Origin of the sequence: Streptomyces sp. NPDC004542, from assembly GCF_040610035.1 — a bacterium.
In the GTDB taxonomy this organism is placed as follows: Bacteria; Actinomycetota; Actinomycetes; order Streptomycetales; family Streptomycetaceae; genus Streptomyces.
On record NZ_JBEXLP010000001.1, the window covers coordinates 131,488 to 145,742 of the forward strand.

The 14,255-nt window shown below is 70.8% G+C and carries 14 protein-coding genes and 1 pseudogene; 5 read left to right on the forward strand and 10 right to left on the reverse strand.

Features of this window, described 5'->3' with window-relative positions; translation table 11 throughout:
* From ABZX30_RS00640 to ABZX30_RS00650, 3 genes and pseudogenes are all read right to left on the reverse strand, one after another.
* A pseudogene (locus tag ABZX30_RS00640) lies at positions 1-205 on the reverse strand (BMP family ABC transporter substrate-binding protein); the annotation flags it as partial.
* A gap of 226 nt (positions 206-431) precedes the next feature.
* Positions 432-1,460 (reverse strand): BMP family ABC transporter substrate-binding protein, encoded by a 1,029-nt coding sequence (locus ABZX30_RS00645; protein ID WP_355926993.1) that lies wholly within the window; start codon positions 1,458-1,460, stop codon positions 432-434.
* Positions 1,461-1,759: 299 nt separating this feature from the next.
* Positions 1,760-2,992, reverse strand: coding sequence for an amidohydrolase (locus ABZX30_RS00650; protein ID WP_355926995.1), 1,233 nt, complete (start codon positions 2,990-2,992; stop codon positions 1,760-1,762).
* Positions 2,993-3,270: 278 nt separating this feature from the next.
* Between ABZX30_RS00650 and ABZX30_RS00655 the strand changes: the two genes are divergently transcribed.
* Positions 3,271-3,933, forward strand: coding sequence for a class I SAM-dependent methyltransferase (locus tag ABZX30_RS00655; RefSeq protein WP_355926997.1), 663 nt, complete (start codon positions 3,271-3,273; stop codon positions 3,931-3,933).
* 29 nt (positions 3,934-3,962) lie between these two features.
* Here ABZX30_RS00655 and ABZX30_RS00660 read toward each other — a convergent pair whose 3' ends face one another.
* Genes ABZX30_RS00660 through ABZX30_RS00670 form a run of 3 tightly spaced genes read right to left on the reverse strand, consistent with a single transcriptional unit; the run spans position 3,963 to position 5,612 of the window.
* Complete coding sequence (locus ABZX30_RS00660) at positions 3,963-4,244, reverse strand: hypothetical protein (RefSeq protein ID WP_355926999.1); 282 nt, start codon at positions 4,242-4,244, stop codon at positions 3,963-3,965.
* Positions 4,245-4,250: 6 nt separating this feature from the next.
* Complete coding sequence (locus tag ABZX30_RS00665) at positions 4,251-5,171, reverse strand: hypothetical protein (RefSeq protein WP_355927001.1); 921 nt, start codon at positions 5,169-5,171, stop codon at positions 4,251-4,253.
* 36 nt (positions 5,172-5,207) lie between these two features.
* On the reverse strand, positions 5,208-5,612 hold the full coding sequence (locus ABZX30_RS00670) for an ATP-binding protein (protein WP_355927003.1): 405 nt from the start codon (positions 5,610-5,612) through the stop codon (positions 5,208-5,210).
* Positions 5,613-5,816: 204 nt separating this feature from the next.
* On the opposite strand from ABZX30_RS00670, the gene ABZX30_RS00675 reads away from it, so the two are divergent.
* Entirely contained in the window at positions 5,817-6,659 is an 843-nt protein-coding gene (locus tag ABZX30_RS00675; protein ID WP_355927006.1) for a helix-turn-helix transcriptional regulator, read from the forward strand.
* Entirely contained in the window at positions 6,659-6,853 is a 195-nt protein-coding gene (locus ABZX30_RS00680; protein WP_355927008.1) for a DUF397 domain-containing protein, read from the forward strand. Before ABZX30_RS00675 ends, ABZX30_RS00680 begins: the two co-directional genes overlap by 1 nt.
* On the opposite strand, the gene ABZX30_RS00685 is transcribed toward ABZX30_RS00680, so the two are convergent.
* Genes ABZX30_RS00685 through ABZX30_RS00700 form a run of 4 tightly spaced genes read right to left on the reverse strand, consistent with a single transcriptional unit; the run spans position 6,854 to position 11,603 of the window.
* Positions 6,854-8,005, reverse strand: a complete 1,152-nt coding sequence (locus ABZX30_RS00685) for a hypothetical protein (protein ID WP_355927011.1) — start codon at positions 8,003-8,005, stop codon at positions 6,854-6,856.
* A 43-nt stretch (positions 8,006-8,048) separates the two neighbouring features.
* Entirely contained in the window at positions 8,049-8,987 is a 939-nt protein-coding gene (locus ABZX30_RS00690) for an N-acetylneuraminate synthase family protein (RefSeq protein WP_355927012.1), read from the reverse strand.
* A gap of 13 nt (positions 8,988-9,000) precedes the next feature.
* Complete coding sequence (locus tag ABZX30_RS00695; protein WP_355927015.1) at positions 9,001-10,227, reverse strand: N-acylneuraminate cytidylyltransferase; 1,227 nt, start codon at positions 10,225-10,227, stop codon at positions 9,001-9,003.
* 20 nt (positions 10,228-10,247) lie between these two features.
* Positions 10,248-11,603 (reverse strand): DUF6716 putative glycosyltransferase, encoded by a 1,356-nt coding sequence (locus ABZX30_RS00700; RefSeq protein WP_355927018.1) that lies wholly within the window; start codon positions 11,601-11,603, stop codon positions 10,248-10,250.
* Positions 11,604-11,801: 198 nt separating this feature from the next.
* Between ABZX30_RS00700 and ABZX30_RS00705 the strand changes: the two genes are divergently transcribed.
* Together ABZX30_RS00705 and ABZX30_RS00710 are read left to right on the forward strand one after the other, a co-directional pair.
* Positions 11,802-12,782 (forward strand): glycosyltransferase family 2 protein, encoded by a 981-nt coding sequence (locus tag ABZX30_RS00705; RefSeq protein ID WP_355927020.1) that lies wholly within the window; start codon positions 11,802-11,804, stop codon positions 12,780-12,782.
* Positions 12,782-14,146: a polysialyltransferase family glycosyltransferase gene (locus tag ABZX30_RS00710; RefSeq protein ID WP_355927021.1), complete on the forward strand. Its 1,365-nt coding sequence runs from the start codon at positions 12,782-12,784 to the stop codon at positions 14,144-14,146. The genes ABZX30_RS00705 and ABZX30_RS00710 overlap by 1 nt, the downstream gene beginning before the upstream one ends.
* Positions 14,147-14,255: the final 109 nt, after the last annotated feature.

The window sequence follows — 14,255 nt, forward strand, 5'->3', positions numbered from 1 at the left end:
ACTCGGCCTCGGCCTTCTGGAAGCCCGCGTACGCGGCGTCGTTGAAGGACTGGTCACCCTTGCCGCCGACGTCGTACGCCAGGCCGATGCCCTTGGACTTGCCCCCACCGGAGGAGGAGGTGGACGAGCTGCCACAGGCAGAGACGGTGACGGCGAGCGCTGCGGTCGCAACGCCTGCAATCGTGATACGGGACACCCGGCGCATGGAACGTGACTCCTTTGTACAAGCGCCCAAACCAGGCGCTGGTTCCGCCGCAGCGTAACGCGCGTAGACCTGACGGAAAACCCCCAATGTCCGGTCCGTTATCCAGCTGTGGCCGCAGGCACCGCTCGGCGTCACGCACAGCAGTGCGCCCCTTGCGGGTGGCAAGGGGCGCACTGCCGGACCGTGGTTCCACGGCGCGTACCGGTGGGGTTGCCGACCGGTCAGATCACTTGGTGTCGACCGTGATCTTGCCGTCGACGATGTCCTGCTTGGCCTTGTCCACGGCCGAGACCACATCGGTCATCGCCTTGTACTTCGGGTTGGAGTCGGCGAAGCCGACGCCGCCGGACTTCAGGTCGCCGCGGACCTCGCCGCTGAGCGGCTTGCCCTCGTACACCGACTTGGACAGCTCGTAGACCGCGCCGCCGACGTTCTTCAGTGCCGAGCCGAGGATGTAGTCCTTGTACTTGGCGAGGGCGGCCTGCTGGTACTGGTCGGAGTCGACGCCGATGGCCCACACCTTGTGCTCCGCCGCGGACTTGATCACGCCCTGGCCGGAGAGGCCGGCCGCCGCGTAGACCACGTCGGCACCGGCCTCGATCTGACCGTTGGCCGCGTTCTCCCCCTTGTCCGGGCTGGAGAAGCCGCCCTCCTGGGCCGTCTGGGTCAGGTACTGCGACTCGACCTTGATCTTCGGGTTGACCGACTTGGCACCCTGGACGTAGCCCGCCTCGAACTTGTGGATCAGCGGGACGTCCACGCCGCCGATGAAACCGATGTGGTTCTTCTTGGTCGCCTTCGCCGCCGCCACACCGGCCAGGTACGAGGACTGCTCCTCGTGGAACACCATGTCCGCGACGTTCTTCGCCTGGGTCTGGTTGTCGTCGATGATGCCGAAGGTGACCTTCGGGAACTTCGCCGCGGCCTCCTTCACCGCACCCGCGTAGGCGAAGCCGACACCGATGACCGGGTTGTACCCCGCCTTCGCCAGCGTCACCAGACGCTGCACCTTGTCCGCGTCCGACTCGTTGTCCGTCGGCTCGACGTCCCGGCCGCCGATCTTGAACTCGGCCTCGGCCTTCTGGAAGCCCGCGTACGCGGCGTCGTTGAAGGACTGGTCACCCTTGCCGCCGACGTCGTACGCCAGGCCGATGCCCTTGCCGGAGTACTTGCCGTCCTTGGAGCTGGAGGTGCTGGACTCCGTGCTGGACTTGCCGCATCCGGCGGCCGCGAGGGCGACGACCGCGACGGTCACCGCAGCTTGGGAGAATCTCGTCCTCCGAGAGATCAGACGCACAGCAAGTACTCCTTCAGCCCCACGGCACCGTCACCGGCCCGTTCTTCCCCAATGTGCCGCCCGGTGGCAAGTGCCGCCAGTGGTGGCGAGTTCGGCGCACAGTAACGCGCGTAGAAGACGAGGGGAACGGGGTTTCGCCGGGCCGTTATCGATTCGTGCCGACCGCGGTTACAAGCGCCGTCCCAAGGTTACGCCCGGGTCTCACAACGGGACGAAGGGGTGCCGACCGGGCACCCCTTCCCCACCCGTGCCCCTGTCTACTGCACGGCGTCCAGCAGCGCGGCGGCGGTGAACAGCTCCACGCCCACCGTGATGGCGCGCTCGTCGGCGTCGAAGTCGCCCTGGTGCAGGTCACGCACGGTCCGCTCACCCGGCGTGCGCACGCCGAGCCGCGCGAGGGCGCCCGGCACGTGCTCGAGGTACCAGGAGAAGTCCTCCCCGCCGAGGCTCTGCTCGGTGTCCTCGACGGACTCGATGCCGCGCCGCGCGACCATGGCGTCGCGGAGCAGCTCGGTGACGGCGGGGTCGTTGACGACCGGCGGCACTCCGCGCACGTAGTTGATCTCGGACTTGGCCCGGTGCAGGGTGGCGACCTCGTCGATCGCCGCGTGCAGGACGTCGGGCGCCAGCCGCCAGGCGTCGATGTCGAGGCACCGTACGGTCCCGGAGAGCTCGGCGTGCTGCGGGATCACGTTCGGCGCGTGGCCGGACTCGATCCGCCCCCAGGTCACCGCGAGGCCGCTGCGGCTGTCGACCCGCCGGGCGACCAGGGCGGGCACGTCGGTGGCGACGCGGGCCGCGGCGGTCACGAGGTCGGTGGTCAGGTGGGGCCGGGCGGTGTGGCCGCCGGGTCCGTCCAGCGCGATCTCCAGCCGGTCGCAGGCGCTGGTGATCGCGCCCGCCCGCAGCCCGATCTTGCCGGCGTCGAGCCGGGGATCGCAGTGCACGGCGATGATCCGGCCGACGCCCTCCAGCGCCCCGTACGCGATGACGTCGGCGGCGCCCCCGGGCAGCACCTCCTCGGCGGGCTGGAAGATCAGCCGCACGGGCCGGGGCAGCAGCCCCTTCTCGTGCAGGCCGGCCAGGACGAGCCCGGTGCCCAGCACGACCGCCGTGTGCACGTCGTGGCCGCAGGCGTGCGCCCGGTCCGGCACGGTGGACCGGTACGAGCACTCGCTCTTGGTGTCCGGGATGGGCAGGCCGTCGATGTCGGCCCGCAACGCCAGGACGGGCGTGCCGCCCAGGTCCTCGCCGGGCCGCACCCCGATGTCACAGACGAGCCCGGTCCCGGTGGTGAGGACACGGGGCGTCAGCCCCGCCTTCTCGAGCCTCGCCTTGATCGCGGCGGTGGTACGGAACTCCTGGTTGCCCAGCTCGGGGTGCATGTGCAGGTCGCGCCGGAACGCCACGAGTTCGGCGTGCAGCGACTCGCTCAGCAGGCCCGGGAGCACGGCATCGCCGGGAAGGTCGGCCTCGGACTGTCGGGACATCAATTGGTTCACCCTCTGAAGGGTAGAACGCCGGACCGGTGGACCGACCCGCGATCAACAAAAATTCAACCCGTTCGGGGAAGAAAATCCGACCGCCCGACGCATAGCCGTTGTCTCGGATGGGTAAACTCGCGCGCTTGCGCACCACGGCGGGCCCCCACCGAGTTCTCTTTCCTTCACGTCTACCACGCGGCACCGCAGCCACGCTGGAGTCGTCCACGTGACGGAGCCGGCCGGTCGCCCCCACCGGACCGGGTGCGCCGGTAGTGTGCGCGTGCGTGACACCTCCGGAGCCAGACTTCATACACGCCACCCGCACGTCCTACGACGCCATCGCCAAGGACTACGCGTCCCGTTTGCCGGACGGCCTGTCCCATCCCCTGGACCGCACGCTGATCACCGCCTTCGCCGAGCTGGTCACGGCGAACGGCCCGGCCCCCGTGGCCGACCTGGGCAGCGGCCCCGGTCACGTCGCCGCCCGCCTGCACGACCTGGGCGTCCCGGTCTTCGGTGTCGACGTCTCCCCCGCCATGGTGGCCCTGGCCCGGGCGGCCCATCCGCGGCTCCGCTTCCACGTGGGCTCGATGACGTCCCTGAACCTCCCGGACGCCACCCTGGGCGGCATCCTCGCCCTGTACTCGACGATCCACGTCCCCGACGCCCACCTGCCGGCGGCCTTCGCCGAGTTCCACCGCACCCTGACCCCCGGCGCCCCCGTCCTCCTCGCCTTCCAGACGGGCCCCGAACCGGGCGGCCTCCACCTCACGGAACGCTTCGGCCAGGAGATCGACCTGCACTACTACTGGCGCACCCCGGCCCGGGTGACGGACCTGCTCACAGCGGCGGGCCTGGAACTCACGGCCACGGTGACCCGGGAACCGGACCCGGAGGGCGAGCAGACCCGCCCCCGGGCATTCGTCCTGGCCCGCAGACCCCGCTGAGGCGCGCCACTCAGCCGGGCCCGGCCCACTCACCGCTCGAGGAACAGCTCCGCCGCGTCCTCGGCGTGTACGGCCCGCTGGGCCCAGACCTCGAGCCGGTCGAGGTCGGCGCAGGCGTTCACCCGCTCACGCACGGCGTCGGACACCGGCACGGCCTGCCACTCCAGCATGCGCAGAACTATCTCCCGCCGACCCTGGAGACGCCCTTCTTCGCGCCCTTCTTCGCGTACCTCTTCGCGTCCCTCTTGCCGCCCTTCCTCGCGCACCTGCTCGGCCAGCGGGTGTCGCCAGAAGTACTGGATCGGCGTCATGCTCGCTCACTCCTCACGGAAGAGGTCGGCGGCGTCCTTGGCGTGCAGCGCCCGCTGGGCCCAGACCCCGAGCCGGTCGAGGTCGGTGCACGCGTTCACCCGCTCACGCACGGCGTCGGACACCGGCACGGCCTGCCACTCCAGCATGCGCAGAACCATCTCCCGGCGAGCTTGGAGGCGCCCTTCCTCGCGCCCTTCCACGCGCCCTTCCTCGCGCCCTTCCTCGCGCCCTTCCTCGCGCACCTGCTCGGCCAGCGGGTGTCGCCAGAAGTACTGGATCGCCGTCATCAGGTCCCTCCACATCTGCTTCGCCTGGGCGTCGGCCAGGCAGGAGTCGACGAACTGTACGAGTACTGCGGCACTGTCGGGGTCGATGGTCCGCAGGGCGGCTGCCGTGGATTCCAGTATGGCCGGAGCCTCGGGGCCGCGTCCGTGTGTCATCGCCGAGAGCACCGCAAGGGGGACGTCCTGTACGGCCGTCCGCTCGTCGGTGATCACCGGAACGTTGTCCGGGCCCAGCACCAGGGGCCGTACCGTCAGCGAGTGCCAGTCGCGGAAGCCGAGCCGGATGGGGCGTGCGGCCCATCGGGCGGTGGTGCTGCTCTGGGTCGTGACGATGAGGATCGGCTCGCAGCGGAACTTCTCATACAAGTAGGAGAGGTAGTAGGGCCAGCTGCCCCGCTTGCGTTCGTCCACCTTCTTCTGCGACTCGATGACGAAGAGGTAGGTGCCCTCGTCCGTCTCCGCCCGCAGCAGCGTGTCCACGCGGCGCTCGACCGGTTCGACCTCCGTGAGGTCCACGTTCAGCGCGGCGATCTCGAGCGGCTCGGGGAACGGCACGTGCAGCACGCGCTGCAGGGCCCGGGTGAGCAGCGTGGGGTCCTTCTGGAAGATGCGGTGCATCGCCTCGTGCGACGAGCTGACCATCAGTTCTCCGTTCGGTCGGTCGAGGTGATCAACGAGCTAGGCCGCCACAAGTTCGCACCAGACGTATTTGCCCCGGTCGCCGAACCTGGCCGAGGGGCGCCAGCCCCAGTAGTCGGCGCACGCCCGCACCAGGCCCAGACCCCGGCCGCCCTCCAGGTCGGTCACCCGACCCAAGGGGCCTGGGGGTTCCGGTGGCGCGGGGTCGGTGTCCCACGCCCCGATCCACACCACGCCCTCCGGGGCACGGCGCACCCTCAGCGCGGCCGGCCCCTTGGTGTGCCGTACGGCGTTGGCCACCAGTTCCGTGGCGAGCAGCTCCGCGGTGTCGACCAGCCCGATCAGGCCGTGCATCGTCAGGATCAGGCGCAGGGTGCGGCGCGAGATCGTGACCGCTCTCGGGTCGTTGGGGATGTAGAGGGTGTAGTCCCAGGTTTCGGGCATGCGGCAGCAACTCCGTTCAGTGACAGGGTGATCCGGCGCGCGGTGGCATTGCCGCAGCCGTCGGGGCACGACGAGGCGGTGCGCTTCCGCTGCGCGCTCGAAACATCACCGACAGTAGGGGGAATTATTTAGATCCTGCAAGCTGGTCCCGTAATCTGGCACTCGAACGAGTAACTCCGCCAGGCGTGTTGAGAGGACCGGTCGATGGCGAAGAGAACGGAGCCAACGGCGCGTCAGGCACGGCTGGCGGTTGAACTGCGCAGGCTTCGCGAGGCGGCAGGTCTCGCCTCCCGGGAGGCAGCGGCACTGCTCGAGGTGACCGCTCCTCAGATCAGCCAGATCGAGTCCGGCCTCGCAGGTGTGAGCGAGAAGCGCCTACGCCGCTTGGCGGCCAACTACTCATGCCACGACGAAAGTTTGATCGACGCGCTGGTTGCCATGGCCACCGATCGCACACGGGGGTGGTGGGAGCAGTACCGGACTCTGCTACCCGCGCCGTTCCTCGATCTCGCCGAGCTGGAACACCACGCCACGTTCCTCCGGGAAGCGCAGTTCCTGTACGTCCCAGGCCTGCTCCAGACGGAGGACTACGCCCGGGCCGTCTTCAGGTACAGAGTCCCGGAACTGCCCGACGACGATCTCGACCTGCGTGTCCAGCACCGGATGCAACGCAAAGCGGCCCGCGAAACCACTCCCTACGAGGTCGTCGTCCACGAAGCGGCGCTGCGCATCATGGTGTGCGATCGTGCCGCGTGGCGAGTCCAGTTGGCGGACATTCTCGAAGTCTCCGAGGCCTGCCATGTCACCGTGCGTGTCATCCCCTTCGCCGTGGAGGGATTCGCAGGTGCCGCGAGTGCCATGATGCACGCGGGAGGTGCCGTACCCAAGCTGGACACCGTCGTACGCGACGCGCCCAACGGTGCGGTGTACATCGACTCCGAGGCCCAACTCAGCGACTTGCGATCCCTCTTCCGTAGAGTGCGAGCAACGGCACTCACCCCCGAAAGATCACGAGACCTGATCCATCGTGTGGCGAAGGAGCTTTGATGTCCGTCCCTGACAACTGGCAGAAGTCGTCCTACTCGAGCTTCGGCGACGGAGACTCCTGCGTAGAGATCGCCCCCCGCCCCCCGCACATAGCCGTCCGCGACTCCAAGGACCCCGCCCGCGGCACCCTGACCTTCCCCGCCGAGGTCTTCGCCCCCTTCGTCGAAGCCCTGAAAGACGGTCGGCAGCCCTAGTCAGGCCATCCCCACCGCCGCCAGCCGGTGCACGTCCCGGGCCGTCCCCGTCACCCCGGACAGGAAGCCCTGGGCCCGTGGCGAAGCGTTCGCCGTCAGCCAGGCGGGGTCGATGTCGCAGACGGCGACGCGGACGCCCGTGCCGACGAGGGCCAGGGGCAGGGTGTGGACGACCGTGGAGGGGAAGCTGAGGATGGTGCGGCCGATGGGGCCGCGGCGGGCGATCAGCTCCAGCGGCAGGTCGGGGCGGACGATCTCCAGTCCGGTCTCCGCGGCGAGCCGGTGGAGTTTCTCGGTGCTCTCCCGGCGGTGGGCGAAGTAGCGGGTGGTCCCGTGGGCCTTGGCCAGGGTGCGGACCGCCTCGAGGTACCGGTCCCCGTCGACGACCCCGGTCTCGACCAGCGAGGTGCCGACCATGTCCGCGCCCTTGGTGATGCGCGGCGGGCCGAAGCGGGCGCGGGTCCAGGCGAAGTCGTTGGCCGTGAGGGTCACCCCGTCCGGCTTCTCCTCCACCGGCATGGAGGAGAAGACCTCCACCCGGCGCCCGCCGGCCGGGGTCAGGCGGCGCCGGGCCGAGGAGGACACCGGCGCGAACAGCAGGTCGCGCGCGCCGGGGCGGCCGCCCTTGCGGTGCCAGCGCACCAGGCGCTCACCGCGGGCGAGCTGGGCGACGAACTCCATCGTGGCCGTGCCGTCGTCGACCACCACCAGGTCCTTGGCCCGGGTGATCGTCAGCAGCAGCTGCACGTATCGGGAGAAGGGGTCCCCCATGACGATCCGGTCCGCCCGGCGCAGCTGCCCGGCGAGCCCGCCGATCGTCTGGAAGGGCGCGGCCGGGCCGCCCCGCGCCTCCTCCCAGCGGACCCGGTGGCCCTCGTCGCGGGCCAGGTCGGCCATGCGGCGCAGCTGGCCGCGGGTCATCGGGTCGGTCGGGGACAGGACGACGACGGTGAGCTCCACGCCGGCCGGCGGCGGACCGCCGTCCATCGAGCGCCGTACCTGCGGGGGCAGCGGCAGCGCACGGCCCGCGCCGGACGTGTCCGGCCCGCGCAGGCCGTGGACGTGCGCCCACTCCAGCACGTTCAGCAACTGCACCGGACTCTCCACGAACGCGAGAGTGCGGGGGCCGGTTCTCCCGGCGCGGGGGCTCATCGGCGTACGACCGTCCCGTCGTAAGGGAATCAGGAGAGCGGGGTCAGACCGCGACCGGCTCGCCCGCGGCCGCCGCGATCTCCGCCTCGGCGACGACACCGGTGACGCGGCGCAGCTTCTTCATCGGGCCAAGCTCGGAGTCGTAGACCTTCTTGACGCCGTCGCCGAGGGAGGCCTCGATCGTGCGGATGTCGCGGACCAGGCGGGTGAGGCCCTGCGGCTCGACGGAGGCGGCCTGGTCGGAGCCCCACATCGCGCGGTCGAGGGTGATGTGGCGCTCGACGAAGGCGGCACCGAGGGCGACGGCGGCCAGCGTGGTCTGCAGGCCCGTCTCGTGGCCGGAGTAGCCGATCGGGACGTTCGGGTACTCCTTCTCCAGCGTGTTGATCACGCGGAGGTTCAGCTCCTCGGCCTTGGCCGGGTAGGTGGAGGTGGCGTGGCAGAGCAGGATGTTCTCGCTGCCCAGGACCTCGACCGCGTGGCGGATCTGCTTCGGGGTCGACATGCCGGTGGACAGGATGATCGTGCGGCCGGTGGCGCGCAGGGTGCGCAGCAGCTCGTCGTCGGTCAGCGAGGCGGAGGCGACCTTGTGGGCCGGGACGTCGAACTTCTCCAGGAAGGCGACGGCCTCGGTGTCCCACGGGGAGGCGAACCAGTCGATGTTCCTGCTCTTGCAGTACTCGTCGATCTGGCGGTACTCGTCCTCGCCGAACTCCACGCGGTGGCGGTAGTCGATGTAGGTCATCCGGCCCCAGGGGGTGTCGCGCTCGATGTCCCACTGGTCGCGCGGGGTGCAGATCTCCGGGGTGCGCTTCTGGAACTTGACGGCGTCGCAGCCGGCCTCGGCGGCCACGTCGATCAGCTTGAACGCGTTCTCCAGCTCACCGTTGTGGTTGATGCCGATCTCGCCGCAGACGTAGACGGGGCGGCCGGGGCCGGCCTGGCGGGAACCGAGGGTGCGGATACGGGAGTTGGTGCTCATGGCGGAGATGTCCTTACGTGTTGGACTGGGCGGGGACTTCGAGGGAGGGGCCGAGGATCCAGCCGGCGATCTCCCGGATCGCGCCGTCGCCACCGGGGACGGTGGTGACCGCGCGTGCGGCGCCGCGTACGACGTCGTGGGCGTTTCCGACCGCCACGGGCCAGCCGACGAGGGCGAAGCACGGGAGGTCGTTGACGTCGTTGCCGACGTAGAGCACGCGCTCCGGCGCTATGCCCTGCTCCTCGCACCACTGCTTGAGCGCGAGGTCCTTGCGGTCGATGCCGTGCAGCACGGGAAGCTTCAGCTTCCGCGCGCGGGCGGCGACCACCGGGTTCTGTTCCGTGGACAGGATCAGCATCTTCAGCCCGCTCCTGCGCAGGGCGGCGATGCCGAGGCCGTCGCCGCGGTGCACGGAGACGAACTCCCGTCCGTCGGAGTCGATCAGCACCCGGTCGTCGGTCTGGGTGCCGTCGAAGTCGAGTACGACCGCGTCGATGTCGTCGGCGGTGGGCAGCGTGTCGGGGCGGCCCGCGTCGAAGAGGGGGGCCAGCGCGCGGGCGCGGGCCAGGTCGTGCGGGTCGTCGATCTCCAGCACGCGCGCGGGGTCGGTGCGCACGAGTTCGGTGCGGCCGAAGAAGCGGTGCCGGTGCTTGCGGAAGCCGGCCGCGTCCATGGCGTAGGCGGCGCCGGTCTCCAGGAAGTCCTGGGGGCGGTCCTGGCGGCGCGGGCGGAAGGACTTGTCGTGGTTGACCCCGTGGCCGCCCTCGCCCGCCTCGTCGGAGTGGCGCCAGACGAAGCCGTGGAAGGGGGCGACGGTGACGGCGGTGTCCGCGCCCTGCTCGGCGACCGCCCCGGCGACACCGTCGACGTCCTCGCGGACGAGGAAGGGGCTGGTGCACTGCACGAGCAGGACGACGTCGACGGGGGCGCCGTGCAGGGCCTCGTGGGCGTCCATCGCGTGCAGGACGGCCGCCTCGGAGGTGGCGGTGTCCCCGGCGATGGCGGCCGGGCGCAGCACGACCTCGGCGCCCGCCTCGCGGGCCGCGGCCGCGATGGCCTGGTCGTCGGTGGAGACGACCACGTCCGTGACGAGGCGGGTGGCCCGGCACTCGCGGACCGCCCGGGCGACGAGCGGGACACCGCCGATGGGGGCCAGGTTCTTGGCGGGCACTCCCTTGGAGCCGCCCCGGGCGGGGATCACGGCGAGGACGCGGCGCACCCCGACTGACGTTTCGGACATGGGCTTTTCTCCTTGAAGGCTCACAGCTCCCCCATCCGCCGGATGACGGGGGCCACCCGCTGCACCCCGTGCCGGTAGGCGCCGCGCGCCGCGCGGCGGACGATCTGCCGGACCGGTCCGGGTTCCTTGTCGGCGGCGGGCGCGCCGGGCAGCGGGCTGCCGTCCGGGCCGAGGTGGTGGCGGGCGAGGATGCCGGGCAGGTAGCCGGGCGCGGTCGCGGGTGTGTAGTACGGGGTGAGCGGCGGGAGGCCGCCGGGCTGGGCGAGCAGCTCGGCGATGCGCTCGCGTGCCGCGTCGAAGGCGGTGGCGTACCCGCCGTCGGCGGCGACGCCCTGGCGGGCCACCCACTGCGGATCGGGGGCCGGCCGGTGTCCGGCGTCGAGCTGGTCCCAGGAGGCGAGGCAGCCGGAGCCGACGAAGTGGTGGTTGCCGAGGCTCTCGCGGATGCCGAGGTCGGTGAGGACGACGGTGGGGATCCGGCGGTGCAGGGACTCCAGCGCGGCCGTGGAGCTGACCGTCACCAGCAGGTCGGTGCGGTCGAGGACCTCGCCCATGTTCCCGTAGACCAGGCGGAAGTTGTCCGGCGCGTCCAGCCGCTGGGCCAGCTTCTGGTAGGGCAGTTCCTCGATGTGCGTGGTGTGTTCGCCCGGCCTGGAGCGCAGTTTGAGCAGGACGTCGCGCTCCGGGTGCAGGCGCGCGTGCCGGACCAGGCGTTCCAGCAGGTAGGTACGGTCCTTGCGGCTGTCCGGCACGGAGGGCTGGGCCGCGAACACCACCGTGTACGGCCTGTGCCCTTGCTCCGCGGAGGCGTCGGATCCGCCCTGGTACGGGGTGCCGCCGAGGAAGGGCAGCGCCACCTCGGTGACCGCGCCGGCGTCGGCGCCCACGCCCTCGTACACGGCCCGGAAACGCTCCGCGTCCTGGCGGGAGTTGGCGAGGACGAGGTCCGCGCCGTGCCGCAGCAGCAGGCCGTCGGCGAGCTTCTCGTAGACGACGCCGACGTAGCCGGTGACGACGACGGGCCGCCTGGTGCGCCCCTCCCAGATCCGCTTGAGGCCGTGCAGCATGGCCTGGACGCCGCCGCCGACGAGGGCGAGGACGAGCACGTCGTAGGGGTCCTCGGCGTCCTCCGCCATGGCGCGCAGGAACTCGACGCCGGTCACCTCGCGGAGGGAGTCGGCGCGGACGCCCACCTCCGTGAGCTGGCGGGCGGTCGGGGTGGCACGGCCCCGCAGGAGGTAACCGTCGAGGCGGATGTCCGGTTCGGCGGAATCATCGGACGCGATGCGGTTCGCGGTGAGCGCGCCCCATTTCCACCGGGTGTCGGAATCCGCGAGGACGGCTGCTCGCGGGGACTTCGTCGCACTTGCTGGCACGTCGAAGACGCTAGGAAGGCATTTCGAGGTTCCGCCCAACCTGAACGCAACAAACGGTTAACAGCACGTCGACGAACGGAGAATCGCCCCGGGAACACGTGCGAAAAAAGTCTGGTTCACTGCATCGCCACGCGTCGTTCACCTGACATCAAGCAGACGGACAGGAAGAATGCCGGGCCTCCCTTTAATGTCCTGTGCGTGGTCAAGCTCTCCGTCATCGTGCCGTTCTACAACGTGCAGCAATACGCGCCCGACACGCTGAAGAGCCTGCGTGCGAACGCGCGTGAGGACTTCGAATTCATTCTCGTCGACGACTGCTCCCGCGACGGGACGCCGGACATTCTCGCGCGCGCCGAGCGGGAGGTGCCCGGCGTGGTGCTGATCAGACACGAGCAGAACGGAGGGCTGGCGACCGCGCGCAACACCGGGATCGACGCCGCGCGCGGCGAGTACCTGACCTTCCTGGACGGCGACGACTGGCTGGCCCCCGGCTACTACCCTCGCCTCCTCACCGCCATCGAGGAGCTGGGCTGCGACTTCGTGCGCACCGACCATGTGCAGTGCACCGGGCGGGCCCGCTCGGTGCACCGGGTGCCGCACGGCCGCCGGGACGCCGTGCTGAACCCGCGGGAGGCGATCCTGCCCGCCGACAGGTCGACGTCCGTCGACTACGCGTACGCCTGGGCGGGGATCTACCACCGCCGGCTCGTCGACCGGGGGCTGCTGCACTTCACCCACGGGCTGCGCACGGCCGAGGACCGGCCCTGGATCTGGAAGCTGCACCGGGAGGCGGATTCCTTCGCCGTGACGGGCCTGCTCGGCGTGTACTACCGGCGCGGTGTGGCCTCTTCCCTCACGCAGATCGGCGATGTGCGGCAACTCGATTTCATCCGCGCATTCGACCAGGTGATCGAAGAGACGGCACGAGATCCCGAAGCGGAAAAACTGCTTCCGAAAGCGGTGCGCACGTATTGCGCCATCATGGCGCACCATCTCGGATCGATCGAGAGGTTCGAACCCGCTGTGGCCCGACAATTGCGCTCCCTGACCTCGGCTGCCCTGAAACGGCTGCCTCAGGGCGTGCTCGCCGAGGTGATGGACTCGATGGACCCGCAGCGGGCGAGCCGTCTGCGGCGGCTGAAGCGCAGGCCGGTGGCCGGCCGGACGGTGGCCGCCTGATGTCCCGTACGACTCGTACCACCCACGTCTTCTGCGCGTCGACCCTGTTCGGCGCCGCGACCCTGGCCGCCGCCCTCGACGCCGGCCTGTTCGAGCCCGCCGACCGGCGGCTGCTGCTCATCACGAACAACGCGGCGAATCCCGAGACCACCCCGGCCGTCGACCGGATGCCGGGATTCGACCGGTTGCGCGAGCGCTTCGACGGAGTGCTGTCGTGGAACGACACCATCGCCCCGTTCCATCCCGGCGGCTGGAGCCCGCGCGCCGACGACATCCCCCTGTGGGAGCGGTACGTACGGCTGCTGTGGGGGCTCGGCGACGACCGGATCCGGCTATCCGTGGAGTCCGTGCAGGTCAACCCGTCGCTCGCGGTGTGCCAACTGTTCACCGGCGCTCCCGTCGACGTCTACGCCGACGGCCTCATAAGCTACGGACCCACGCGCGACAAGATCGACCCGCTGGTCGGTACCCGCATCGGCCGCCTGCTCCACCTCGACCTGGTGCCGGGGCTCACGCCGCTGCTGCTCACCGAGTTCGGGGTCCGGCCGGAGCTGGTGCCGGCCGAGGCGTTCCTGAAGGTGCTCGCCGAACTCGCCGCGGAACCCGCCGCCGGCGGACCCGAGTCGCCGGACACCGACGGCCCGCGGCCCGTCCTGCTGCTGGGCCAGTACCTCTCGGCGCTCGGCATCCTCACCGACGCCGAGGAGGAGGAGCTGCACCTGAGCATGGTGCGCGGCGCCGTGGCGCTCGGCCATCGCACGCTGGTCTTCAAGCCGCACCCCGTCGCCCCGGCCCGCTGGTCACGGCTGCTGGAGGACGAGGCGGACCGGCTCGGCGCCGGACTCACCGTGCTGGAGGCGCCGGTCCTCGCCGAGGTGGCGTTCCAGCGGATGCGGCCCGCCCTGGTCGTCGGCTGCTTCTCCACCGCCCTGCTCACCGCGGCCGGCCTGTACGGCATTCCGGTCGCCCGGGTGGGAACCGCCACCCTGCTGGCGCGGCTGGCGCCCTACCAGAACAGCAACCGGGTGCCGCTCACCATCGTCGACGCGCTGCTGCCCGACCTGGACGACCGGCAGGCGGTGGCCGACTGGTCGATGCCCTCGCCGGAGCGGGTGGACCGACTGGCCGCACTGCTCAAGGCGGTCGGCTACGCCATGCAGCCGAAGATCCACCCGGCGCTGCGCGGGGCGGCAGAGAGCTACCTGGCCCGGCACCTGGACCCGCACACCTGGCGGTACTTCAAGCGCCGCCGCCTGACCTCGCTGGCCCTGCCGGGCGCCGTACCGGCCCAGCTGTCGTTCATCCCGCGCAACGCGACCGTGCGCCGGCTCGCCCGCCGGGCCCGGGCACTGTCCCGGCGCTAGACCGGACAGGTCCCGGCCTGACGCGTTTCCTCTCCTGCCGCGCGTCACCCCCGTCCCACCGGGCCGGGGGTGACGCGCGTTGCCGTATGCCCGGCGTCGATCCGACGCC